This is a genomic window from Phenylobacterium sp. FG114, assembly GCF_057809855.1.
In genome coordinates, this window is the sequence record NZ_JBMDKU010000026.1 from 1 (window position 1) to 21,576 (window position 21,576).

The window sequence follows — 21,576 nt, forward strand, 5'->3', positions numbered from 1 at the left end:
CCCTCGCCTCAGCCTCCGCCCTCGCCGCCGCCTCGGCAGCGGCCTTCGCGGCAGCTTCCGCTGCTGCCTTCGCGGCAGCTTCGGCGGCGGCCCTCGCCTCAGCCTCCGCCCTCGCCGCCGCCTCGGCAGCGGCCTTCGCGGCAGCCTCGGCGGTGGCCTGAGCCTGAGCCCGCTTTATAGCTACCTGCTCTGCCGAGAGTTCCGCCACGGAGCCAAGATTGCCAATTTGGAAATTTCCACCGATGACGCCCCCAACGACGTTCTGTGGACCCGGAACCAACGTATATGGAGAATTACCCGTGAAAATACTTCCCCTAATAGTATTATCAACACCATCTCCCAAATATTGCGGGGCGGATAGAGATATAATTCCCCCAAACGAGGAGATTCCGATGACATCATCGTAGACACTCACATTGTCTATGCGAGCGCCTGGATAATCATTGTATAATCCATCTATCGAATCGTATCTAAATACTAGCTTAACTGTCATATTTGCGTAGTCAGACAAGCTTATCGACAAATCGTCGTAACCACCGCCCTTGGTTTTCGGAGCTATATGTTGAACAGGATTATCAACAGTGGACGTGGAAAATAGTATTCTGTCCACGCTAACCCCATCCAGAGATACCCCTATACTGAGTCTGTCGTAATAGTTCGGACTCACCTCGAATTCGTTAAAATTTACGGCACTGAAATACAAAGTTGAATTAGATCCTATTTTTATCGGTGCACTAACGGCCTGTCCGTTATTCGTTGATCCGGTGTTGTAATTGCCATTCGGTGATGTCCCGGCAAACTCGTTTTGCACGTAGCCCAGTGCAAATTTGCCCGATTGCGGGAAATTTTGGGTGACACGCCAAAGGCCCGACAGGCCATAGCCTGGAGACTGGCCGCCGGCGAAGCTTTCGGAATAGATGAGGCCGATGCTGGCGCTAATCCGGCCTATGAGGGTCAGACTACGACTGGCATAAATGTCGAGTTCGCCTCCCGCATTGGAGCCATCGGCTGCGACATTGGCCCGTGCGGCGATGGTGACTTGTTGACCAGACAAAGTGATCAGGCCGCCGGCTGATCGCGCCATGATTGAGGCACTGGTGCTGATCGTGCCATTCACCACCAGGTCGGTGGCGCTGGTTAGTGACGCAGCACCGCCGTGAGCGGCTCCATTTGCGGCCACTCTGCCGGTGTCTGTAATGGTGACGGCCTGTGCGGCCACCGCAATCGAGCCGCCATTGGCTTGCGGCGTCGCGAAGGTGCTAGTCGCGTCGACCTGGCCACTGATGTTCACGGCCCCTGATGTCGCAATCGCTATGCTGCCGCCCTGCGCAGCTCCGTTTGCGGATACACTGCCGGTGTTCGTTATGGTGACAGCCTGAGCGGCTACCGCGATCGAGCCACCACTGGTCGGTGATGTTGCGGCGGGGGTTGTGCCGACGCCGCCTGAAGCTGTCGGCCCCACCGCGTTGGCGCTGACCGTGCCGCTGATAGTGACTGTTCCTGATGCCGCAACCGCGATGCTGCCGCCCCGCGTGGTTCCGTCAGCGAATACACTGCCGGTGGCGACAACTCCCACAGTCTGCCCCGTCAGGACGACCGAACCTCCGGAACCCATGGCTTGGGCTGCTGATGGAGATGGCGGTGGAGATGGAACGGGCGCACTATTTGAAACGATACCATCGTTGCTTCTAGCCGTTGAGATGGTCAACGGTTGTGTCGATTGCGCTGATGATGGCGCCTGTGTGATGGCGGATGCTAAAAGACCATTGACTTGAGCTGTAGCGGTTGTCGTTGGTTGAACCTGAGCCGATGTGCTTGCGGCGGCGATCATGTTCGTACCCTGCACCGTTGCGCCGGTCGTACGGGATGCGGGCGTCGCGCCGTCGGGACTCGATGTGGTCGATGTTCTTGCGACAACGAGCGTGGAGGCCGAATCTGCGACCGTTGTCGTCACCGTCGTGGATGACCGGCTCACCGAGAGTACCTCTGGGGGCGTTGAGGGCGTGCTAGCCGGCGACGACGTGGATGAGAGTGCAGGCGACGGCGTGGTAGGGTTCGCGGCGACCACGGTGCTGAACGGGGTCGCCGAGCTGCTCGTCGTCGGGGTCGAGCCCGTAGTCGATCCGGTCACCGTCGCCACGGCCGTGTTCGTCGATGCCGGCGCAGGCGCCGGCGACGGCCCGGTCGTCCCGGCAGGGCTCGCGGCGATTACGATGTTGGACGAGGGCGTGGAGCCGGTCACCGTCACGGACGTCCCGAACGTGCTTGAGACGTTGCCGCCCAGCGTCAAGTTGTCCGTGGCCAGGGTGACCGAGGGGCCCGCCAGCCTCACGTCTCCGCCAAGCGCCACTGAGCCGGACCTAAGGACGCCGCTCAGCGTCGTTGGGACATCCCCGGCCACCGTGAAGTTGGCCAACCCCTCTGCGTACGAGACAAACAGTCGGGCCGAATTCAAAGCGCAGGCGTTGTCACACGAGAACACGAACACGCTGAGCCCGCGGAAGTCGCGCGAGTTGTCCAGAAACAGATCAGACCCGTTGAGGAACAGGTTCAGCACGGACGCCGTCTGCCCTGACGGCACGACCGTCGAGCTCGACGTCGCGACGGCGGTCGCCGAACTAGTTGCGGTCGCGACCGAGACACTGCCCACTGCCGCTGTCGCGGCGCCCGAATTCTGAGGCGCAACCGCTGTCGGAGCGGCGGGGGGCGGCGCGGTGCTGGCGCTCACCTGTCCAGCAACTGTAACCGAACCTGTGGTCCCGGATCCACTGAGGGCGATGCTCCCGCCCTGGCTCTGGCCGTTGGCAGAGATGGCCCCAGCCCCGCCCACGGTGACGTCTTGGGCGGCGACCGTCACCGAGCCGCCGACGCTCCGGCCCGTCGCCGGCGCAGAGACGACAGTTCCGGAGCCGCTTGGGTTGGTCACTGCGCTGGGGGATGCAGATCCGTCCGTAGTTCCGCCAATTGACGGGACAGTGGTTGCCGTCGCGGTCAAAGTCGAGGCGCCCGGCGTCGCGCTGACGTTCACTTGGCCGTTCACGGTCGCCGACGTGGCGGCGCCGATCGCGAGCCTCCGAAGTCAGGCTGAAGGAAATATATACTTAAGAGTAACTCCGCGCGGACCACACGGATACCTGCGCGATCGCGCGTGACTCTGCGCATTTGCCGAATGACTCCAGACACGGACGGACACTCGGGCAGGCGCCTTGCGGCCTTGGCCGCAGGTCTATTCACCGCTGTCACGCCGCGTGTAGCGCGCCGTGACCACCCCCGAGGTGATCAGGATGTCCGAAGTAAGAGAACGAGCCGTCGTGCTGAAGCGGCGGTCGGCGATCTCGGCGCGGGCCGGCATCGTAGCTGCCCAGGGCGGCGACGTCGGACCGGTCGCGAAGCCCGGGCCGGCACCGGCCGGCACGAAGTTCTTGGCCACCCCGCCGCAGAGCGAGGTGTGGTCGCCGATCTGAAACACACGTCGGCTGGGAGAACGCGGCGTTCACTCCGGGCCAAGAGCCCGGTCGGGCTCTCGACGGGGCGATAGAGATCGACGCCGACCTCGCTGCGCAGGCGAGGTATTCGGGCGGCTGCCTCGCGCGTTGCGATAGTGGCAGCTTGTGACCTGCCCCCTCCGGTCCCTCGGCCATTGTGAGAGCCCAGGGGGTTGGTAGCTGATCTCCAGCGCCGGCGGTAGCGGCCGGCCGCGGGGTTCAGCCGCACCGCTTCCGGCGTGAGGCCGCCATGCGCCGAGTGGGGTGTCGGCGCGGCAAATGTCCCGCATCTCGATCCTCGGCGAGAAGTTCGCCTCGGTCCGCAAGTTGGACGAGCCTGGCGGTCCACAGCTGATCGTGGAGACCGATGATGCGTCGGGCGACGCCTTCATCGCCTTCGACGGTGACGTGGCGGGTCGAGCCTTCTCAGCCTACCTCACGACCGAGAGCGGCAAGGTGATCCAGGCGGTGCTTCGGCCGCCCGGCGAAGCCCAGACGGTGCTGGTGCGCCTGGAAAGCGCCCCGGCCGGACCGCCGCAGCAGGCGCCGAAGGCCGAGGTCACGCCTGTGGGGCTATCGATGCCGGCGGTCAGCACGAGCGCTGCAGGACCGGCGTCTCCCTACCAAGAACGGCTCGTGCAGTTCGTTCGGCTGATGTTCAATGACCAGGACGCCGAGGGCGTCACCCGTCGGGTGATCGGCGCGGCGCCGATGAAAGCCGGCCCCTTCACCGTGCGACAGGTCACGGCCCGGGACGGCGGCGGCCTGCACGGTCGAGTCCTCTACGTCACCAACGTCGGGAAGCTGGAGGAGGCGGTGTGCCTCGAGGCTTTCCTCGTCGAGCGGGTTTACGCCGCCGCGACGTCGCACGAGCGCCTTCGGCCCGGGGAGCAAGGTCGGGTCTTCATCGTGGAGGAACAGTGGTGAGCGACCTCCCCGAAGCTGAGTCCGCAGACGGCCTGTACGAGCCGATCGCCAAGGCGAAGCGCAATCAACTCACGCTCTACCTCGCCGTCGCCGCCCTCATCGCTGTCATCGGCGCCTTCTACGTCTACTCCCAGTTCGGCAAGCCGCCGGCGGCCAAGGTCGACGAGACTCGTAAGCGCGTGATGGCGACGGCCAGCATCGCGAAAAATCCAGACCCACCTGGTACAAACCGGGTAGATGCCTGACAGTATGGACCGGGTTGATCCCTGACAGTTGAGGCTGTGGGAGGGAGGGCCCTTTCGATGCCGTTCACCACAACGGCGCCGACGGCGAGCAACAACACGAGCACGCTCAGCCCGCCCAGCGGATTATGACCAACGGCCGGATCCGCGCGTCCACGCATTAGATGCGCGAGATGGCGCGCGACTGCCGCGGGGCCTTTGACGAAGTCGGAGAAGCGCGCGTGTTCGCCGCCCACGAACCCCCAGATCACGCGGAATACGATCAGGCCCGCGATCGCCTCGCCGCTGAGGCGGTGGATCAGCACAGCTGTCCCCTCCTCTTCTCCGGTGAACCAGCTCAACAGAAGGAGGCCAGCGAGGCTCCAGTGAAAGATGCGAGTGGGAAGGTCCCACACCTGAATCCGGTCGACGGTGACGGATGCAGTTCGGGCGGGAATGGAGGTCATCGAGCGTGCTCCTGGTGCAGGGAAATCTGCGCCAGCCGGGGCGAGCCGCTTTGACGCAGGTCAACTGCGCGCCTTTGACATGGCTCAACGCCTTGCGGCGTCGGCGCGTCAATAGTGGCGTCTTTGGAGCAACGACATGAAGCCTCGCCTACTCCGCCTCATGACCGCCCTGGTGGTTGCGGCCGCGCTCAGCGCTCCACAAGCGGCCCTCGCCCATTGCGACGCCATCGACGGTCCCGTCGCGCGAGCCGCTCTGAAAGCGCTGGAGACAGGGAACGTGAACATCCCGCTGGCTTACGCGCCGGCCGCGGCGGAGCCGGAAATCCGCGCGCAGTACGAGACGGCGCGCAAGGTTCGCGCCCTGGGTCCCGAAGCGCGCGCGCTGGCCGACCACAGCTTCATGGAAACCGTGGTGCGCCTTCACCGCGCCGGGGAGGGCGCGGCCTTCGAGGGCTGAAGCCGGCGGGGATGGATTGCGGCCCAGCCATTCCGGCCGCCGAGGCCGCCGTCCAAGGCGGGGACCTCTCGAAGATTAAGGCCATACTGGTCCATGACGTCGAACTGGCGCTGGAGCAGCGCCTCGCGCACGTGCGCGAGACCCAGGGTGCGCCGGCCGAGGCCCGGACTCCCGCAGACGTCGCGCGAGTGCGAGAGCGCGTCTCAGCCGAACTTGGGTTCGTCACCTTCGCCGAGACGCTGCGCCAGGCGGCGCATGGCGCCGGTACGGTTCATCACGAGGATTGACCAGTCTCCCCCATCCCTTCACCCCCCGCGGAACCTTCTGCGGCTCATGGCAGCCAACAGGGTGACCGCGGCTAGGGGAGGCGTGGGTGGTGCCTGGACAAGTGCTGGTCCCCTCGAGAGGTCTTGACGGGGAATTCCCCATACAAGGCCTCCCCTCCCCTCGCGCCTAAGCGGCCTTCAGGACGTAACCGCCCTCTTCCCAGCCCGTGACCCGCATGATCTCCGACACCCGCCGCCCGCCCGGTGTGCGCGCGATGTGGATCAGCAGATCGATGGCTTGCCCTATCGCTCGGTGCGGGATGCGCTGGGTCACCTCACCGATCAGATCTTCCAGGCGGCTTAGGCCCTCGGCCGCGCTGTTGGCGTGCAGCGTGGCCAGCCCGCCAGGGTGGCCGGTGTTCCAAGCCTTCAACAGATCGAGCGCCGAGCCGTCGCGGACCTCGCCGATGACGATGCGGTCGGGTCGAAGGCGCAGGGTATCCCGCACGAGGTCGGTCATGGTCACCGCCGGCTCGGTGCGCTTGGTCAGCATCTGGATCTGATCGGCCGCCGAACACTGCAGCTCGGCGGTATCCTCGATCAACACCACCCGGTCTGCGGCAAAGGCCGGCTCCGCCAGGATGGCGTTGGCCAGCGTGGTCTTGCCCGACCCCGTGCCGCCAACGATCAGCAGGTTCTCGCGCGCCTCAGCCGCGGCCCGGATGATCTCAGCCTGGGCGGCGTTCATCATGCCGCCCTCGACATAGTCGTCCAGGGTGAACACCACCTCGGGCCGCTTGCGGATGGCAAAGGCAGGTCGCGCCACGACCGGCATGAAGGCGCCCTGGAACCGCTCGCCGGTCTCCGGCAGGGTCGCGCTCACCCGGGGCCGATCGCGGGTGACCACCTCGCCCGCATGGTCGGCGAGCAGCCGCAGGATCCGGTCGGCGTCGGCCGCCGCCAGCAGCTGCCCTGTCCATGAGCGGCCCTCCCCGATGCGGTCGATCCAGATCTTGCCGTCCGGATTGACCATCACCTCGACCACCAGGCGGTCGGCAAGGGCCTGCGCGATCACAGGCCCCATAGCCTGGCGCAGGGCGGCGACCTTGCGGTCGAGAACATCAGGATGGCGTTCGGTCATGGTGGGCTCACGCAAACGGAGGGGTCAAAGGCTGCCATCGTCGTCATCGGCCCGTAGAGCCGCGACAGGGGCCATGGTCAGGTAGTCGGCGGCCAGCACCGCCTCGGGCGCGCCTGGGGCCTCTGCAGGCCCCTCAGCGCCGCTGTAGCGGGGCGTGGGCACGCGGACGCCGGCGAAGGGCTCAGGCGGCGCGCAGACGGCCCTAACGCCCCGCCAATCGATGTTGGCGGGCCCCGGCAGGTCCGCGGCCCCGGGCCGCTGCTCATACGCCGCCGGCACGCCGTGGAAGTAGTCGCCGGTGCGCGCCTTGAAGAACGGCTCTTCGTAGTAGCGGATCTTGTCGGCCAGGATCGGCTTCGTGTTGTTGACGAACAGGAACTGCCTACGGTCGTCGAGGCCGCGCACGTCCTCCTCCGACAGGATGTAGCGCTGCTGTTCTGACTGCGAGGTCGATCGATGCGCCCGGCCGAACAGGCTGCGCGGGTCGCTGTAGCTCTCCCGCATCTCCAGCGCCTTGCCGGCGCGGCGCGTGACCTTCTCGATGCTCGTCGGCTCCGACGTCGCAAAGGTCGCGGTGATGTGCATGTTGTCGAATAACGGCGTTTTGTCACCGTACTTGGAGAACACGTCGTTGAAGCTCTGGCAGACCAGATGGGCGGTGATCCCGTAGCCGGCCATTTCGCCCATGGCGTTCTCCAGAAACGGCAGACTGCCGAGCTTGGGAAACTCGTCGAGCAACAGCAGCAGCCGATGGCGCTTGCGCCGCCGCCGGCTGTCATAATGCTCGTGCTCCATCAGGCTGTTCACGCTCTGCCGGATGAACACCCGCACCAGGAACGCAAGGCGGTCGGCATGGGCCTGCGGGGTGATCAGGTAGAAGGTCACTGGCGCCTCGGCGCAGACCAGGTCGCCGATCGAGAAGTCGGACCAGCTGGTGGCGTATTCCACGAGGGGATCAGCCCACAGCGACAGCGACGCCCGGCAGGTGGCCAGCACATTCGACTTCACCCGCTCGTCCATGCCGGCGAGCGCCGTGGCCCCCAAACGCACTTCGGGATGGATCTCGGGGATCGGCGCGCCCTCGGCGTCGCACGCGAGGCCATCGGCCGCGTGATAGTCGGGCCGATGGCGATGCTGGGTGTGCAGCATCGCGTGCAGCGTCGGCTCGATGTCGATCAGCAGCCGGCGCACCTGGGCGAGGTTCTTGCGATCGTCCGGCTCGCTGTAGAGGACGTGCAGGATTACCGCCGTGAAGAAGTCGGTGGCGCTCTGGTCCCAGAAATTGAGGTCCCCGGCTTTGCGGCCCAAGGGGTCGACCAGGATACCGACGACGTTCTGGATATCGGCGATCTCCATCGGCCCCTTGCGAACCTCGAACAGAGGGTTCCAGCGCACCGTGTTGGGGTCGGTCGGGGCGAAGTAGAAGACATGACTGAACGTCTTCCGGTGATCCGCCGTGATGTGCCAAAGCTCGCCCTTACGGTCGTAGACGAAGGCGCTCTCCGGCCAGGCGACCAGGGTCGGCACCACATGGCCCGCCCCCTTCCCGCTGCGCGAGGCGCCGACGATGATCGCGTGCTCGGGACCGCCATAGGTCAGGTAGCGGCCCTTGTACCGGCCGAGCACCCGGCCCCGGATCTGGCCGCCCTGCCCAAACAGTTTCGCCCGCGCGACATCGGCTAGATCAGCCCAGGCGTCCCGGCCAAAGGCCTTGGGCTCCCGCGCCGAGCCGCGCGTCGCCAGCGCCACCAAGAGGATCGGCGCCAGGGCCACGGCGAGACCTGCCAGGCCCGCGCCATCGAACAGGCGCGGATAGCGCGGCTGAAGGGTCAGATACCACTCGGCGAACGCCCAGGGCCGGTAGAGGCGAACGGGACCGACATCGGCCCAGCCCGCGCCCAGCGCGGCCGCATAGTGCAGTCCGTGCGCGGCCTGCTGGGTCGCCCAGCTCAGGCCCAACAGGATCGCCAGGACCGCCACGGGAAGCACCAGAACCAGGCGCTGAGATGTGCTCATGTCCGCCTCACCGGCCTGGAAGAATGCCGCGGCCGATGGTCTGGCCCATCGAGCGGTTGACGCGCTCGACGGCCAGCGCCCGGGCCTGCGCCGGATAGCGCATCAAGGCGGCGCGCGCGGGGCCACCGACCTCGCGGATGAACCGGGTTTCGTCCGGCAGACGGGACGGAACCTGCAGCTCCTTTTGGCCCAGCGCCTGGGCCACGCGTAGGTCGTTGTAGGCCCGCGTGGCGCCCTCGATCCGCTTGTCGATCCGCTTGATCTTGCGCTCAAGAGTGCGTCGTTGGCGGGCCACATCGCCCGCCCGCTCCAACTGCGGGCCGCGCCGGCTGGCGACGTAGGCCTGGCCGGCGGGTGAGGCGATCCAGGCCGCCCGCACCTGCACAGCGACCTCCGCCCGTTTCATCGCCGCCCGCGCCCTGGCGATGGCGTTGAGCTCGGCGTGCTTGGCCCAGATCATCCGCGCTGGATTGCGGATCCACTGCACCAGGGCGAGCCGTCGCTGGCGCACCTGGGTGACCCGCTGTTCGGTCTGCCGAAGCCGGAGTTTCGCCGCCGCCACCCCGGTGCGGGCAGGCTGCAAGAGCTCGCGCTGCAGCGTCCGCACGCTGTCGATCCTCGGCAGGGTGAGCGCCGCCCGTTCAGCCGCCCAGCGGTCCCGTTCCGCGACCATCCGCGAACGCATCTGCTCGGCCTCGGTCGTCAATTTCGCAACGGGAACGGCGATCACAGGCGCTTCCAGAACGAGCCGGTCGGCGGTCGCCTGGAAGTCAATCCGAAGCTCTTTGCGCTTGGCGTTGTGGGCCTCGGTGTCGCGGTTCTGCTGACCACGCTCCGAGGCGACATCCTTGCGCTCCAGCGCGCTCGCCGTCGGCCCCAGATGCACGCCGGGTTCGCGATCCGAACCCTGCTCCGAAAGCGACAGGTGCGAGACCTGCGGAGCGTCCGGACCAAGGTGCCGGCGCAGGTGTTCGTTCTGGATTTCCGCCCAAGCCGAGCGCCATTCCCGCACCGCTTTTGGGCTCCACCACTCCGCCGGCTTTTTGCCGAAACCGGCCGGCCCAACCGACCGCGTGGTGACCAGGATGTGGGCGTGAAAATTACGCTCATCACCTTCCTTGCCGGGACGGTGCATCGCTACGTCGGCGACCATCCCGCGCGCCACCAGCTGCTCTGAGACAAAGGCCTCAACCAGAGCCCGGCGCTGGGCGAAATCCAGCTCATGCGGCAGCGACACCAACAGCTCCCTCGCGGGCACGGCGTCCTTGCGCTTCTCGGCGTCCTCAGCGGCGTTCCATAGGGTCTGCCGATCACCAAACGCCGCCGGCGCATCGGCCGGCGCCATGATCGCCGCGAACTCGATGTCGCCCTTTGCTCCGAAGTCGAACTCCATCGCCAGACGCTCGTCGATGAGCCGGTCGCCGGAGCGATAGGCGGCGGCCGCCACGGCGGAGCGACCGGCCGACCTCTGAATGGTCTGAACCTCTAGTCGGTACTGGGCCATGCGCCCTCCCCTGGCTGTGCCGTCACCTGGGCCCCTGCCGGGATCGCTAAGGGCTGCGCCCTTGGCTCAAGGCTTCCTTCGGATCGAAGCGAGGAAGGGCCTTGAGGGTGTCGGGCGAGGCCTGACCGCAGGGTTGGTGGGCGCAGCACATCCAACCCGTAACTGCGCCCTTGTGACGAAATACGAGAAACCACGGCATAGACCGATCTGCACTTTAGTGGCAGCATTACGCCATTTCGTGCTTTTTCATCATCGAAAGGCCGCACCATGGCCAAGGTCGACAAGCGCCGGCGGAACGCCCGTCCGTCCAAGTACAAGCCCCGCTCCCCCGACCAGCTCGCCCGCAAACGCGAGCTCTGGGCGGCCCGGTCAAGCGACCGCGAACGGGCTAAACGGACCGATGAGGAAGCCGCCCTCATCGAGCGTTTGGCGGAGCTGGAGACGGCGCTGAGAGAGGCGGGCCAGGACGGAATCCATAAGCAGCGGCACGTGACCCCGCTTGAAGATATCGAGGATGACGCCAAGCGCTTCCACGTGCTGAAGGCGCGCGTCGAACGGCTTGAAGCGCTCTGGTCGATCAACAAACGCAGACGCGAAACACGTGGCAAAATCATCATTGGCGGCGCCCTGCTTGCCGAGGCAGGCGACGCGCATTTCGAAGGCGACGACGAGCTTCTGGCGCGCCTGGTCGATATCCTCGACCGGCGTGTAGAACGGGTTCGCGACCGCCTGACCGTGCGCGAACTTCTGGGCGATGTGCCCCTGCCCTTGCGGCCTGGCGGCGACGTAAATGAAGACGCACAGTCAGCGCTCCAGGCCGCCGGAGAGCCCCCGCCGGACTTCGATCTGATGGCCGAATCTGCCCTCGCTCAGGAGGCCGGCGGGGAGCTGCTCCCGAGCGAAGTCGACGCGGACTACGCCGAGCTAGACCCGGCTTGGCGGGCTGCCTGATCATCGGTCTTCTCCGGCCGCCAGGCCCGGGCCGTCCACGAAGATCGCGCGGCCGGGATCGGCGACTTTCGTCGCGCGCATAGCCCCCTGCCCTGCCCCTTCCGGGGCGGGGTTGGAGACCGCATGCGCGTCCTGCGCGGCGCGATTGTCGCCGACGAAGATCGCCCCGCCGGCGGCCTGCCAGGCCGCTTCGGGCGAAGATCCACGAGGGGCAGAAGAGGGTTTGGTAGAACGAGGCCCCCTCCCCCCGGTCGAGCGCACATCTACATAAAAACTATGGGCGCCAATCACGGCCGAGGGCCCAGTTCCGCCGAAGTTTACGAGGCCTTCGGAAACCTCCCCGCGGGTCGCCCGGTCCGCCACGATTTGCGGGTTCTGGAAGTAGCGTGCCCCGTTGGTGAGATCAGGTAGGCGACCCTCAAGAGCGAGATTGAGAATGGTCTCGATCCGCGCCCGCTGCGCGACTGTGGGGGCCGGCAGGCGACGCCAGTCGCCGCCGACCCGCATCACCGGCTCGAACTGGCCTCGGGCATTGACCACGGCCTCGACCGTGGCGCCCCATCGCCCGTCCTGGACCCGGTTGAGGATCGTGTAGACGACGGCGGCCAGGCCGCTATCGCCCTGATTGCCGGCCTCGGCGAAGGAGACCCGGGTGATCGCTTCGCGCGCGTCCAGGTCGGCCACAAGGGGAGCGAGACCGCTCCGCGACAAAGGCGGCGCCATCACCGCCGAGGCGGGCGCGGGAGGCGGGCAATTGACGCCCGCGGGCAAGGGTTGGGCGCTCTGTCCGCGCGCGAGCAGCAGGCACAGTCCCGCCAGGGCAGCCGGGTCCATCAACGGTCTCCAGGGTGGGAAAGCGACACGGTCACCGGTCGGAACACACCGACGATTTCGGCGCGGTTCACCGGGCCGAAGTATCGGCTGTCGAAGCTGTTGGGGATGCGCTCGGAGAAGACGAACACTTCGCCGTCGTGAAGCCGGCGGCAGCCGTTCCAACGCGGCAAGACAGCGCCGCGCCGGTCCTTGTTCAGGATCGGCGCGCGCACCTGTCCATTGATCACCAACCGGCCGTCGACCGTGCAGACCTGGTCGCCGGACACGGCGGCGACGGACTTCAAAACCGGGACCCGGCGCAGGTAGTTCATATGCCCGTCCGCGTAGGGAAAGGCGGCCGCTGGCGCGGGAAAGGCGACCAGCGCGCCGACCCTCACCGGCTCGGCCTGCCGCAGATAGAGCCCCTCCGGCTCACTGGCCGTTCGGTTCCACAAGAGCAGCGGACGAGCGCCCCCGGCCGTGGCCATCGACAGTGCGCTGATGAGCGCGGCCCCGCCGCCCAGGACGCAGGCCAACGGCGTCCAACGCGGGGCTGTAGGAGTGAGAAACATCAGGTGGGACCGGCGCAGCCAAAACGAGCCGAAGGCTCGGCAGGGCTTGCGGCCACGATGTGGCTCATGCCCGGCGATTGTGGGCTTAACGCGCGGCTAGCCGGTCACTGATACCCCGACAAACGGGGCGAGTTGCCCATGGGCAACTTGTCGGGAAATCTCGCTAAGAGCCGAGGTCCACGAGGGTGGAAGACAGGAAGTTGCCCATGGGCAACTAGGCCTTCGGACGGACCCGATCGAGCTCGCGGGCGAAAGCGGCCTGGAAGTCCGCGTTGCTCGCCTCGGCGTCCAGCGACAGTTCGAGCACGACCCGCTTGGCGCCCTTGCGCGCCAGGGTGAACAGGGTCGCCCCAGCGTCATTGGTCACGCTCACGACGCCCTTGGCGGCAGGTTTTTTGGCCGACGCCGGCGCCGCGGTCGCCTTGACCAGCAGGGTCACGACCTTGGCGGGGTCAAGCAGCCCCTTCCCGCTCGCCACCGCCGCCGCCTGAACGCCGGCCAGACGCTTGGCTTCCGCCATCACCTTGGGACGCGAAGCGTCGTCGGCCAGCAGGGGTTTCAGCGTCCGGGCATGGCGCTCCTTCAGCTGGCGCGGATCGCCGAAAGCTTCCACGACGTCGGTCGGCAGCTTGCCGAGGTCCAGGAAGCGCGAGAGCCACGCCTTGGGCACTTCCAGCCGTTCTGCCATGCGCTGCGCGACACCGCCGTAGAAGGTCTCGACCGCGTGCCGGTAATCGAGCGCTCGCTCATAATCGCTGATGTCCTGGCGGGCGCGGTTCTCCACGTCGGCTAGGCGGAAGGCCTGCTCGTCGGTGAGCTCGCGCTCCTCGATCAGGTAGCGGATCTCGCGATGCTCGACATTGCGCAGGTAGCTCACCGACCAATGCCGGCGCGCGCCGCTGATGACCTCGTAATCGAACGCCGGATCGTCTTCGACCCGCCGCACGATCGCGGGAAACTCCTGCTCGCCCTGGGCACGCAAGCTCTCCAGCAGATCGGCACAGGAGGCCTCGTTGAGCAAATCGTAGCGTCGATTATGACGGCTCCACATCCGGCAACGGGCTGGATCAACGAGCTTGAGGGTCTTTTCCTTGACGTCCCCGGACGTCACCCGCGCCAGCCCGGTCAGGCGGGTGCTCAGACGCTCCGTTGCGGGCGCGCCGCGTTCAGCGGTCGGGGTTTCAGTGACCGGAGCCACCAAGCCCGCGAGGATGGAGCGGTTCTTGCCTGTTGTGGATGCCATGACCGCCCTCCCCTACCCTAGTCCAAGCCGGCGAAGCTCCGGCCGATGGCTTGGCCAGGCTTTGCGAATAAGCAGTTCGATCTCGCCGTTCAGGCGATCCAGATTGTTGCGGCAGCGCTCATAGGTCTTGGTCGTCGGACCGCTCAGCTCATAGACGGTGCGCAGCTGGACGTTGGCGTTGTCGATCTCGGCGGAGTCGAGCAGCGAGGCCGACAGCATGTCGGCGCCGAACACCGCTTCCATCATGTCCCGGATTTGCGTGTGGGCGCTCTTGCCCTCATCGACCTTGGTCGCGACGACGCGCAGGAAATGGTAGCCGCGGGCTCCCAGATGGTTCTGCATCACCTCGAGCGTCTCAACGATCATCCTCAGGAAGTGCGCCGTCGAGGCGAAGTCGACGGTCGAGGGCGGCGTCGGAATCAGCAGCGCATTGGCGGCGCGCAGCACGGCCAGCGAAAGCATGCCCAGCGCTGGCGGCGGATCTAGTAGGACCACGTCGTAGTCCCCGGCCATACTTTCCACGCCGCGACGCAGACGGTCGAGCGCGTCCGGATTGCCGCGAAGCCGTGCCGCCGCCTCGTATTCGGCCTGGTATAACCCAAGGTTCGCAGGCACCAGATCGATGCCCGGCCAGGCGGTAGACCGAAGGGCATACTTCAGGTCCGGTTCGCCGCCGTGGCGGAAGAAGGGGAGAAGGGTCTCCTCGTCGTCGATGTCGATGTCTGGGTTGAAGCCGAAGATCGTCGTGGTGCTCGCCTGGCTGTCGCAGTCGATCACCGCCACCCGGTAGCCCTTCAGAGCCAGGAACTGGGCGACGTGGCAGGTCAGCGTGCTCTTGCCGACCCCACCCTTGAAGTTCTGCACCGCCAGGACGATGGGCGGATCGTCAGGCCCACGCCGGGGGCGTGTGCCGAAGACGTCGCGCATGTGATTGACCTCGGACAGGCTGTAGCCTTCCCGGCGGCCGGTCGCGCTCAGGCGAGGGGCGGGGAGGCGTCCGTCGGCTTCGGCCTGCCGAATGGCTTCTGAAGTCCGCCCGACCATCTCGGCCGCCTTGGTGACCGTGAACCGCAGGTCGACGATCTTCTGCTCACCCGGCGCAAACACCGTGGCGCGAAGGCGGGTGATGACGTCATGCGCTCGGTCGCTGAGCGCCGACATGGCAGCGAGCAGGACAGGGCCGGAAGCGGTGCTTTCAGCTAGGGCTTGCTTCGCCATGGTCCGCCTCCTTTGCAAATATCCGACAACATGTCTGGAATTTGCCAAGTTTTCGGTCGGATACAATGAAGAAAGGGTTAACAGCGCGCCGAGCCTGAACCCTCTTGGTTCAAGGCGACGGCAAGCCAGCCTGTCCGCCACACGCCGTTAGAAGATATCTTAGAGATAAGGTTAGACAGAGTTAGGCGCCGAACCGAAGCCGGAAAAGCCAGTCCCTACAAGGGGTTTTCAGATCGGCCGGTCACCGAAACCCCGAGGGGAGGGTCACCGATCCCCCGGCAACACGGTCATCGATCCCCCGTGGAAAAGGTCACCGATCCCCCGAGGGCGGAACCCTGCGCTTCTCAAACATCGCATCGACCTGCAAGGCGCGAGCGTCCTCGCGCTCACGGCGGCCCGAATCGGCGGCGAGTCGCTCGAGATCGGCCTTGATCGCGGCGCGCTCGGCGGCGTCGCGCCGCACGAAATGGATGGCCTGGGAATTGTCGGCGGTATTGACGAAGCTGAGGTCGTATTCCGGCAGATCGTTGGCGGTGACGATCCGCTTGAGCAGGTAGTTGAACTGCTTGAGCGGGCTCTCGCTCCCGGTCTTGTCGTGCAGCACACTCACGCGACAGGTCCAGCCACCGGGCTGGTCGCCGGCGTGCTTGCGGGCGATCCGATAGATGGCGCGCTCGACCCCGCCCGCCAGCGCGAAATAGTCCGGATGCAGGGTCAGCAGGGAGCGATCCTTGATCACCCCCTCATAGACCCAGTTGGACAGGGTCAGGCTGAGCCCCTTGGGCGCGCCGGTAACCGGATCCGATTCCAGCACCCACTCGTCGAGCCAGCCGAACTGCGCCTTGGTGTTGCGCTTCGAGCCGCGGATCGAGGTCTGGATCGTGGTGGCTTCGAGACGCTGTAGCGCCGCCTGCAACTCCTTATAGCCCTTGCCGCCGGTGTCGCGCTTGATCGCCTTCAACAGGTCATAGCTGGAAGTGTGCAGGGTGCGCGGCAGATCGTTGACGCCCTGCTCGCGCATCTGATTGATCCGGGAGGTCGCCCAGATGAGGATGTCGGCGTCCCAGATGGTGGCGATGCCGAAAGCCGGGTTGGCGCTGACATGCACCCATACCTCGCCGTCGGGACTGGTGTATTCGATGGGCTTCAGCCGCTTGCGTTTGCTCAACGAAAAGAACGGCCGCTCCATCACCTCCCGCTGGTCTTTCAGCGGCAGGCTGCTCATCCGAGGGATGAAGAGATCGAACTCCTGTTGTCGAATCGCGCGCTTGGACATCTTGGGCGCCACCATGCTCATTTGTGAGAGGGAAGGGTAGGGGAGGGCGCGCCAGGGCGGCCTCGGACCGAAAAGTTGCCCATGGGCAACCTCACCCGGATCCACCCCAAAACGCCCTTTCTTTTCGGCCTTTGCGGGCCCGCCCGGCGACCGGACGGACCCTGCCGAAGGTTAGTCCTCGTCGGCCGCCTCCTGACGATCGAGGGACTTCAGCTCGTGCTGCGGCGTGGCGACCACCACCTTGGAGAAGAAGCGCTCCTGGCCGGTCTGGTCGGTGTAGCGGTCGTGGCGGATCTCGCCTTCGACGAACACCTTGGAGCCCTTGGGAAGATGGCGGCCTTCCAGCCAGCCGACCGTGCCTTGGTTCCAGATCTCCACCTGATGCCAGGTGGTGTAGTCTTTCCGATCGCCGTCCTTCTTGGTGTAGCGGTTGGTGGCGACCCGCAGGGTGGCGACCTTCTTGCCGCCCGAGACGGTGCGGATTTCAGCGTCGGCGCCGGTGAAGCCGATGAGTTGAACCTTGTTGAGCATCACGTTTCTCCAATCGACCGCCGGGAAAAGCCCCGGCGGCTCGCGGTCCCTGCCGCGATCACGCGACCTGCAGGGCCGGGCAAAGGGGCCGGGCCAAAGCCCGCGGGGTGTGGAAACCGGCCTGCACAGAGCGCAGCGGCGGAAGGCCGGAGGGTCCGCACCCCGCGCCTCGCGCGCGAGGTCGGCTTTGACCTGGAACCGCCCGGTCTAGGTTCGTGGGATTGATCGCGGGGGACCGCAGCCCGCTGGACGTTTCCTCGGGGTATTGGTGACCGGCCTCAACGGTGAACTGGCTTCATGCGCCAGGCCAGATTTCCACGCCGCGGGCTTAAGAGGTCACCAGCAGGGCGTCATTGCCGCCGCCAAGGACGGCTCGGACCACTAGCCTGGGAAGGCGACTGTTCTGGACCACGGCCCGTCACTGGTAGGAAACCGGCGAACCCGGGGGCAGAAGACCGTCCTGGAGCGATCCCCGTCCGACATCGTCCAAGGTCAGATGCTGCGGCTCGCGGTCGGCAGTCCACGAGGGGTAAGGTAGAAACTCCGCCAGGCGGATCGACAGGCGCGCCCAGTTAGTTTTTGATCCGCTCGAAGGCGATCCGCATTAGACGTATGGCACAAACTGGACAAATGGGACGTTTAGGGTTATCTCTGACGTCGTGATCGAAGAGGATCGTCCCATGACCGCCGCCCATGCTCGCCGCTCGACGTCTCAAGGCTCTGGCAAGATGGCCAGCCCTGTGGCCGCAGACCTGATCGGCATGTTTGCCCAGCGCAATCCGGAGTCCAGCAAAGGCGAGCTGAGCGAGGTCGTCAAGCTGGTCGCCGAGTTCAGCGCCACGGCGACGAAACTCTCGCCGTCCGCCCGCAAACGACTGATCGCGCGCAAGGCCCAGTTCAAGAAGTTCATCGCCGAAATCGCCGCCGAACCGGAAGCCGCGCCGCAAGTCCTCAAGCTGGCCGCCAAGGCGCCCGCCGAAGTCAGCCAAGGCGCGGGTCTGGGCCAGGTGCTGTCGGCCGAGGAGGGCAAGGCGCGGATCGCGAGCTATGCGACGCCGGCCAAGGTCGAGGATTGGGCGGGCCCGCTTGCGGGTCCAACCGAGCTTGAGCGCGACTTTGGCGTCGCCCGCTCCACCCTGCACAATTGGCAAAAGCAGGGCGCGGTGATCGGCCTGCTCGTGGGCGTGCGGAAACACGCCTTCCCGACCGAACAATTCGTCGACGGCCGGCCCGTCTCGGGCCTCGGCCCGGTCGTCGAGGCGATCGGCGAGCCACGCACCGCCTGGCTATGGCTGCGTGAACCCAATCCTGAGCTCGGCGGCGCCGCCCCGTTGGCGCGCCTGAAGGCCGGAGCGACCGACAAGGTCGTTGAGGTCGCCCGGTCGAACTTCGCCGGCGCGTGACGCTCGATCCCGACATCCTGGCCGACCTCGCCGTCGAGATCACGCCGAAGGCCTATGTGCGCGTGACGCCGATGGCCCACGCGGCGACCCCCCTGGGGGCGGGGTTTGGCGTGACGCGCTTCGCCAGCCCAACCAAGGCGTTCAAGGTGATCTACCTGGGCCAGGACCTGACCACGAGCGTGGCGGAAACCCTGGTCCGCGACCGCTTCCAGGGCAAGGCGACCCGCAAGCTCCTGGATGTCGAGGCCGCGACCTGGGGCGCGACCGAAGTCACCGCCAGCGCACCGCTGACGCTGATTGATTTGCGCACGACGGGCTTGGTGCGGCTGGGTGTCTCGACAGAAGCCGCACGCGGAAAGGCGCAAGGGCAGGGCCGCAAGCTCAGCCAAGCTGTCTACGACCAGACCGACGCCGACGGCCTGGTCTACAGCTCCCGCCTGACCGGCCGAACCTGCATCTGCGTCTACGACCGCGCCCTGCCAGGCGGGCTTGGCGCATCGCCGGTCATCGAAATCACTCGGCTGGCCGGCTTCCTAGACGCCCTGCAGGCCCTCAACGTCACCCTGATCGCCACGCCCTAACAGCGCCCCCAGGGCGGCGGTTCGGAACGAATCACCAACCCCAAGGGGCGGTAGGTTGAGGACCTCTGACACCCAGGGCTTGGAGTCTGTTCGGCGCCTGTTCTGCAGGGTGCGAGGCGCGGCGCCCGGAGGCGCCGCGCCGCTTGGTCAGTGGCGGGCGCTCGTGCGGTCACCGAGCAGAGAGTGGAAATGGGCGATGGCCGCGGCCTCGAGCTCGAACGGCGTGGCGCTGCGCTCTTCCTGACGGTCCAGCTCCTCGGCGATCGCCAAGACGTCCCAGCATTCAGCGACCACGTACCAGCTGCCGGTGTCATAGAAGTCGTGGGCGTGTTGGAAAACCGCTTGCGCCATCGCCATCGTCGTCATTGTCGTCTCCCGCTTTGCTGCCGGATCGGCGGGCTCGTTCCCGCGATCTCGCGACCGGGAAGGGCGGGGAATAGGGCAGGGGACAGGGTCGGGGTCGATGGAAACCGGCCTGCAGCGCAGCGAAGGCCGTGAGGGTCCGTCGGCCCCGCCTCGCCTTCGGCGAGGTCGCCTTGGCCCCTAACCGGCCCGCCCTAGGGTCGTGAGCTGGATCGCGGACGAGCCCGCTTCGGCGGCGCCCATCTGGGAGACGATCTTCGATGTTGCGTTGACGTGCGGGGATCGCACCCCCTCGAGGCCGCTGGCATCTTGCCGTTGGAGCGCCCTAGGCCCGGGCGACAGGCACCTCGTCCAGTCGCGTCGTATAGCGCGGCGTCCGCCACTCTGCTTTCTGCGTCCAGCGCGTCCGGCCCGTGGTCGCCCCGATCACCACGCTGCCGCGCCCAAACCGGCGGTTCGAGGCGTCCAGCGCCGCCATCAGCCGCTCTGATCGCGCCGGATCCTTCGCCGCCAGCAGGCTTGCCTGCACCTGACCTGCGGGAACCAGGCCCTCGCAGAGGACGCCGGCCTTGCTGTAGCGATACCCGTCCCGCCAGGCCTGGCGCGCCGCCTGCCGCGCGCCGGCGACGAGCTCGGTACTGTCGGCCGTGGCTTCCAGGAAGATGACGGCGCCACTGGCGCTGTGATGCGGCCCCGCGCCAAAGGGATTGGTGTGCATGAACACCGACAGCCGCGGGGCGACAACGCCATTGCGGCGCAACTTCTCACCCACCCGGCTGGCGAAGCTCGCGACCGCCTGCAGCAAGTCGCCTAAGTCCGTGATCGGCTGGCCAAAGCTTCGGGTCACCGCGCACCCCTTGCGGCCAGCCGGAACCTCGTCCCACGACAGACAGGTCTGGGCGCGCAGCTCCAGTACCAGGCGCTCGCCCACGACGCTGAGCACGGCGCGGGCCTGACGCGGATCGAGGTCTCGCAGTTGGCCGGCCGTGGTCACCCCCATGGCTGTCAGCCGCGCGGCATAGGCCGGGCCCACGCCCCAGACGTCGCCAACGGGCAGTTCGTCCAGGGCGGCGGCGCGCAACAGCGGGTCGCTCAAATCGCAAACGCCGTCCAGCGCCGGTGTGCGCTTAGCCAGGTGGTTCGCCACCTTGGCCAGGGTCTTGGTGGGACCAAGCCCGACACACGTCGGAATCCCGGTCCACTGCCGGACCGTCGCGCGCAAGGCGCGGGCGTGACCGACCGGATCGGCAAGCCCGGTGAAATCCAGGAAGCTCTCGTCAATGCTGTAGACGACGACCTCGGGCGCGAACCGCTCATAGACGGCATTCACGCGCCGGCTCATGTCGCCATAGAGAACGTAGTTCGACGACAGGGCGGCGACCCGCTCGCGGGCGCAAAGCTCGCGGACCTTGAAATAGGGATCGCCCATCTTCAGGCCGATGGCCTTGGCCTCGGGGCTGCGCGCGATGATGTTGCCGTCATTGGACGACAGCACCACGGTCGGTCGTCCTTCCAGGCGCGGATCGAAGACGCGCTCACACGAGACGTAGAAGCAATTGCCGTCGCTCAGCGCGATCACCGGCCTCATCGGCTCGGCCGATGGGCGCGCAGGGACCAGGCGACCACGCCCCAGATGCTGATTTCACTGTGCGGGTCCGGCGCGAAGGGCGGCGACAGGGGATTGTCATGGCTGAGGGTCGGCCGGCCGGCGACATAGGCCAGCCGTTTGACCGTCGGCTCGCCGTCGACGACGGCGACCACCACGTCGCCGGAGACAGGGGCCAGCGAGCGGTCGCAGACCAGGTAGTCGCCGTCCAGGATGGTCGGCGTCATGCAGTCTCCGGACGCCCGCCACAGGAAGGTGGCGGCGGGGTTAGTGACCACCAAGCGACTGACATCGATGGCGTCTTCGATCCAGTCGTCCGCCGGGCTTGGGAATCCGCAGCAAATGCGAAAACCCACGAGGGGAAGGGGAAGGGGAAGACCGATGACAACGGGACGCATGAGACCTCGAAAGCCTGCCGACACGGGGGCAGGCGGCGAGGTTGAGAACATAAGTAGAACATTTGCGTCCCGGCAAGGGGGCATCGCGCCTGTCCACAGACCGCCAACAGACAAATGGGCGTGACCGCGCCAGCGGC

General features: G+C 66.5%; 20 protein-coding genes and 2 pseudogenes. 7 read left to right on the top strand and 15 right to left on the bottom strand.

Going from position 1 to position 21,576, the window contains the following annotated elements; genetic code table 11:
• Nucleotides 1-1,831: hypothetical protein (locus ACODSY_RS25430; RefSeq protein WP_488954707.1), on the bottom strand; the 1,831-nt coding region annotated here is incomplete at its 3' end.
• On the opposite strand from ACODSY_RS25430, the gene ACODSY_RS25435 reads away from it, so the two are divergent.
• The gene (locus ACODSY_RS25435) at nucleotides 1,830-2,678 is read left to right on the top strand and encodes a hypothetical protein (RefSeq protein WP_488954708.1); all 849 of its coding nucleotides are present in this window, start codon (nucleotides 1,830-1,832) and stop codon (nucleotides 2,676-2,678) included. The genes ACODSY_RS25430 and ACODSY_RS25435 overlap by 2 nt on opposite strands.
• A 548-nt stretch (nucleotides 2,679-3,226) precedes the next feature.
• Here the strand turns inward: ACODSY_RS25435 and ACODSY_RS25440 are convergent.
• Nucleotides 3,227-3,469 (bottom strand): hypothetical protein, encoded by a 243-nt coding sequence (locus ACODSY_RS25440; protein ID WP_488954709.1) that lies wholly within the window; start codon nucleotides 3,467-3,469, stop codon nucleotides 3,227-3,229.
• A 280-nt stretch (nucleotides 3,470-3,749) separates the two neighbouring features.
• Here ACODSY_RS25440 and ACODSY_RS25445 point away from each other — a divergent pair, with 280 nt between their 5' ends.
• Nucleotides 3,750-4,412: a TraK domain-containing protein gene (locus ACODSY_RS25445; RefSeq protein WP_488954710.1), complete on the top strand. Its 663-nt coding sequence runs from the start codon at nucleotides 3,750-3,752 to the stop codon at nucleotides 4,410-4,412.
• Complete coding sequence (locus tag ACODSY_RS25450) at nucleotides 4,409-4,657, top strand: hypothetical protein (protein WP_488954735.1); 249 nt, start codon at nucleotides 4,409-4,411, stop codon at nucleotides 4,655-4,657. The genes ACODSY_RS25445 and ACODSY_RS25450 overlap by 4 nt, the downstream gene beginning before the upstream one ends.
• 65 nt (nucleotides 4,658-4,722) lie before the next feature.
• Here the strand turns inward: ACODSY_RS25450 and ACODSY_RS25455 are convergent.
• Nucleotides 4,723-5,100: pseudogene (locus tag ACODSY_RS25455) on the bottom strand (cytochrome b/b6 domain-containing protein); the annotation flags it as partial.
• A 160-nt stretch (nucleotides 5,101-5,260) separates the two neighbouring features.
• Between ACODSY_RS25455 and ACODSY_RS25460 the strand changes: the two are divergent.
• Nucleotides 5,261-5,844: pseudogene (locus ACODSY_RS25460) on the top strand (DUF6448 family protein).
• 166 nt (nucleotides 5,845-6,010) lie between these two features.
• Here the strand turns inward: ACODSY_RS25460 and trbB are convergent.
• From trbB to mobQ, 3 genes are read right to left on the bottom strand one after another with little or no spacing between them, the layout of a single operon-like run.
• Complete coding sequence (trbB, locus tag ACODSY_RS25465; RefSeq protein WP_488954711.1) at nucleotides 6,011-6,964, bottom strand: P-type conjugative transfer ATPase TrbB; 954 nt, start codon at nucleotides 6,962-6,964, stop codon at nucleotides 6,011-6,013.
• A gap of 24 nt (nucleotides 6,965-6,988) precedes the next feature.
• Nucleotides 6,989-8,980, bottom strand: a complete 1,992-nt coding sequence (locus ACODSY_RS25470) for a type IV secretory system conjugative DNA transfer family protein (protein WP_488954712.1) — start codon at nucleotides 8,978-8,980, stop codon at nucleotides 6,989-6,991.
• A 7-nt stretch (nucleotides 8,981-8,987) separates the two neighbouring features.
• Entirely contained in the window at nucleotides 8,988-10,484 is a 1,497-nt protein-coding gene (mobQ, locus tag ACODSY_RS25475) for a MobQ family relaxase (RefSeq protein WP_488954713.1), read from the bottom strand.
• 267 nt (nucleotides 10,485-10,751) lie between these two features.
• On the opposite strand from mobQ, the gene ACODSY_RS25480 reads away from it, so the two are divergent.
• Nucleotides 10,752-11,435, top strand: coding sequence for a hypothetical protein (locus ACODSY_RS25480; RefSeq protein WP_488954714.1), 684 nt, complete (start codon nucleotides 10,752-10,754; stop codon nucleotides 11,433-11,435).
• Here the strand turns inward: ACODSY_RS25480 and ACODSY_RS25485 are convergent, their stop codons facing one another.
• From ACODSY_RS25485 to ACODSY_RS25510, 6 genes are all read right to left on the bottom strand, one after another.
• A complete protein-coding gene (locus tag ACODSY_RS25485; RefSeq protein ID WP_488954715.1) occupies nucleotides 11,436-12,269 on the bottom strand; it encodes a cell wall hydrolase in 834 nt (277 codons plus the stop codon).
• On the bottom strand, nucleotides 12,269-12,736 hold the full coding sequence (locus ACODSY_RS25490; RefSeq protein WP_488954716.1) for a S26 family signal peptidase: 468 nt from the start codon (nucleotides 12,734-12,736) through the stop codon (nucleotides 12,269-12,271). Before ACODSY_RS25490 ends, ACODSY_RS25485 begins: the two co-directional genes overlap by 1 nt.
• 298 nt (nucleotides 12,737-13,034) lie before the next feature.
• Nucleotides 13,035-14,063, bottom strand: a complete 1,029-nt coding sequence (locus ACODSY_RS25495; protein ID WP_488954717.1) for a ParB/RepB/Spo0J family partition protein — start codon at nucleotides 14,061-14,063, stop codon at nucleotides 13,035-13,037.
• A gap of 12 nt (nucleotides 14,064-14,075) precedes the next feature.
• A complete protein-coding gene (locus ACODSY_RS25500; RefSeq protein WP_488954718.1) occupies nucleotides 14,076-15,347 on the bottom strand; it encodes an AAA family ATPase in 1,272 nt (423 codons plus the stop codon).
• A gap of 244 nt (nucleotides 15,348-15,591) precedes the next feature.
• Nucleotides 15,592-16,662, bottom strand: coding sequence for a replication initiator protein A (locus tag ACODSY_RS25505; RefSeq protein WP_488954719.1), 1,071 nt, complete (start codon nucleotides 16,660-16,662; stop codon nucleotides 15,592-15,594).
• Between the two features lie 66 nt (nucleotides 16,663-16,728).
• The gene (locus ACODSY_RS25510; RefSeq protein WP_488954720.1) at nucleotides 16,729-17,088 is read right to left on the bottom strand and encodes a single-stranded DNA-binding protein; all 360 of its coding nucleotides are present in this window, start codon (nucleotides 17,086-17,088) and stop codon (nucleotides 16,729-16,731) included.
• Between the two features lie 680 nt (nucleotides 17,089-17,768).
• Here ACODSY_RS25510 and ACODSY_RS25515 point away from each other — a divergent pair.
• Nucleotides 17,769-18,491 (top strand): antitoxin Xre/MbcA/ParS-like domain-containing protein, encoded by a 723-nt coding sequence (locus ACODSY_RS25515; RefSeq protein ID WP_488954721.1) that lies wholly within the window; start codon nucleotides 17,769-17,771, stop codon nucleotides 18,489-18,491.
• Nucleotides 18,488-19,072 (top strand): RES family NAD+ phosphorylase, encoded by a 585-nt coding sequence (locus ACODSY_RS25520; protein WP_488954722.1) that lies wholly within the window; start codon nucleotides 18,488-18,490, stop codon nucleotides 19,070-19,072. The genes ACODSY_RS25515 and ACODSY_RS25520 overlap by 4 nt, the downstream gene beginning before the upstream one ends.
• Nucleotides 19,073-19,219: 147 nt before the next feature.
• On the opposite strand, the gene ACODSY_RS25525 is transcribed toward ACODSY_RS25520, so the two are convergent.
• The 3 genes from ACODSY_RS25525 to ACODSY_RS25535 all read right to left on the bottom strand — a co-directional run bounded on the left by ACODSY_RS25525 (nucleotide 19,220) and on the right by ACODSY_RS25535 (nucleotide 21,523).
• Nucleotides 19,220-19,438, bottom strand: coding sequence for a hypothetical protein (locus ACODSY_RS25525; protein ID WP_137803303.1), 219 nt, complete (start codon nucleotides 19,436-19,438; stop codon nucleotides 19,220-19,222).
• A 322-nt stretch (nucleotides 19,439-19,760) separates the two neighbouring features.
• Nucleotides 19,761-21,023 (bottom strand): Y-family DNA polymerase, encoded by a 1,263-nt coding sequence (locus ACODSY_RS25530; RefSeq protein WP_488954723.1) that lies wholly within the window; start codon nucleotides 21,021-21,023, stop codon nucleotides 19,761-19,763.
• A complete protein-coding gene (locus ACODSY_RS25535; RefSeq protein WP_488954724.1) occupies nucleotides 21,020-21,523 on the bottom strand; it encodes a LexA family protein in 504 nt (167 codons plus the stop codon). Before ACODSY_RS25535 ends, ACODSY_RS25530 begins: the two co-directional genes overlap by 4 nt.
• Nucleotides 21,524-21,576 lie beyond the last annotated feature (53 nt).

What these genes read in the sequence shown, in the direction of transcription:
- trbB (WP_488954711.1), bottom strand. Translation starts at nt 6,964, where the DNA reads ATGACCGAACGCCATCCTGATGTTCTCGACCGCAAGGTCGCCGCCCTG.
- ACODSY_RS25490 (WP_488954716.1), bottom strand. Translation starts at nt 12,736, where the DNA reads ATGGCCACGGCCGGGGGCGCTCGTCCGCTGCTCTTGTGGAACCGAACG.
- ACODSY_RS25535 (WP_488954724.1), bottom strand. Translation starts at nt 21,523, where the DNA reads ATGCCCCCTTGCCGGGACGCAAATGTTCTACTTATGTTCTCAACCTCG.
- ACODSY_RS25510 (WP_488954720.1), bottom strand. Translation starts at nt 17,088, where the DNA reads ATGCTCAACAAGGTTCAACTCATCGGCTTCACCGGCGCCGACGCTGAA.
- ACODSY_RS25435 (WP_488954708.1), top strand. Translation starts at nt 1,830, where the DNA reads ATGTTCGTACCCTGCACCGTTGCGCCGGTCGTACGGGATGCGGGCGTC.
- ACODSY_RS25530 (WP_488954723.1), bottom strand. Translation starts at nt 21,023, where the DNA reads ATGAGGCCGGTGATCGCGCTGAGCGACGGCAATTGCTTCTACGTCTCG.
- ACODSY_RS25470 (WP_488954712.1), bottom strand. Translation starts at nt 8,980, where the DNA reads ATGAGCACATCTCAGCGCCTGGTTCTGGTGCTTCCCGTGGCGGTCCTG.
- ACODSY_RS25515 (WP_488954721.1), top strand. Translation starts at nt 17,769, where the DNA reads ATGACCGCCGCCCATGCTCGCCGCTCGACGTCTCAAGGCTCTGGCAAG.
- ACODSY_RS25480 (WP_488954714.1), top strand. Translation starts at nt 10,752, where the DNA reads ATGGCCAAGGTCGACAAGCGCCGGCGGAACGCCCGTCCGTCCAAGTAC.
- ACODSY_RS25525 (WP_137803303.1), bottom strand. Translation starts at nt 19,438, where the DNA reads ATGACGACGATGGCGATGGCGCAAGCGGTTTTCCAACACGCCCACGAC.
- ACODSY_RS25485 (WP_488954715.1), bottom strand. Translation starts at nt 12,269, where the DNA reads ATGGACCCGGCTGCCCTGGCGGGACTGTGCCTGCTGCTCGCGCGCGGA.
- mobQ (WP_488954713.1), bottom strand. Translation starts at nt 10,484, where the DNA reads ATGGCCCAGTACCGACTAGAGGTTCAGACCATTCAGAGGTCGGCCGGT.
- ACODSY_RS25495 (WP_488954717.1), bottom strand. Translation starts at nt 14,063, where the DNA reads ATGGCATCCACAACAGGCAAGAACCGCTCCATCCTCGCGGGCTTGGTG.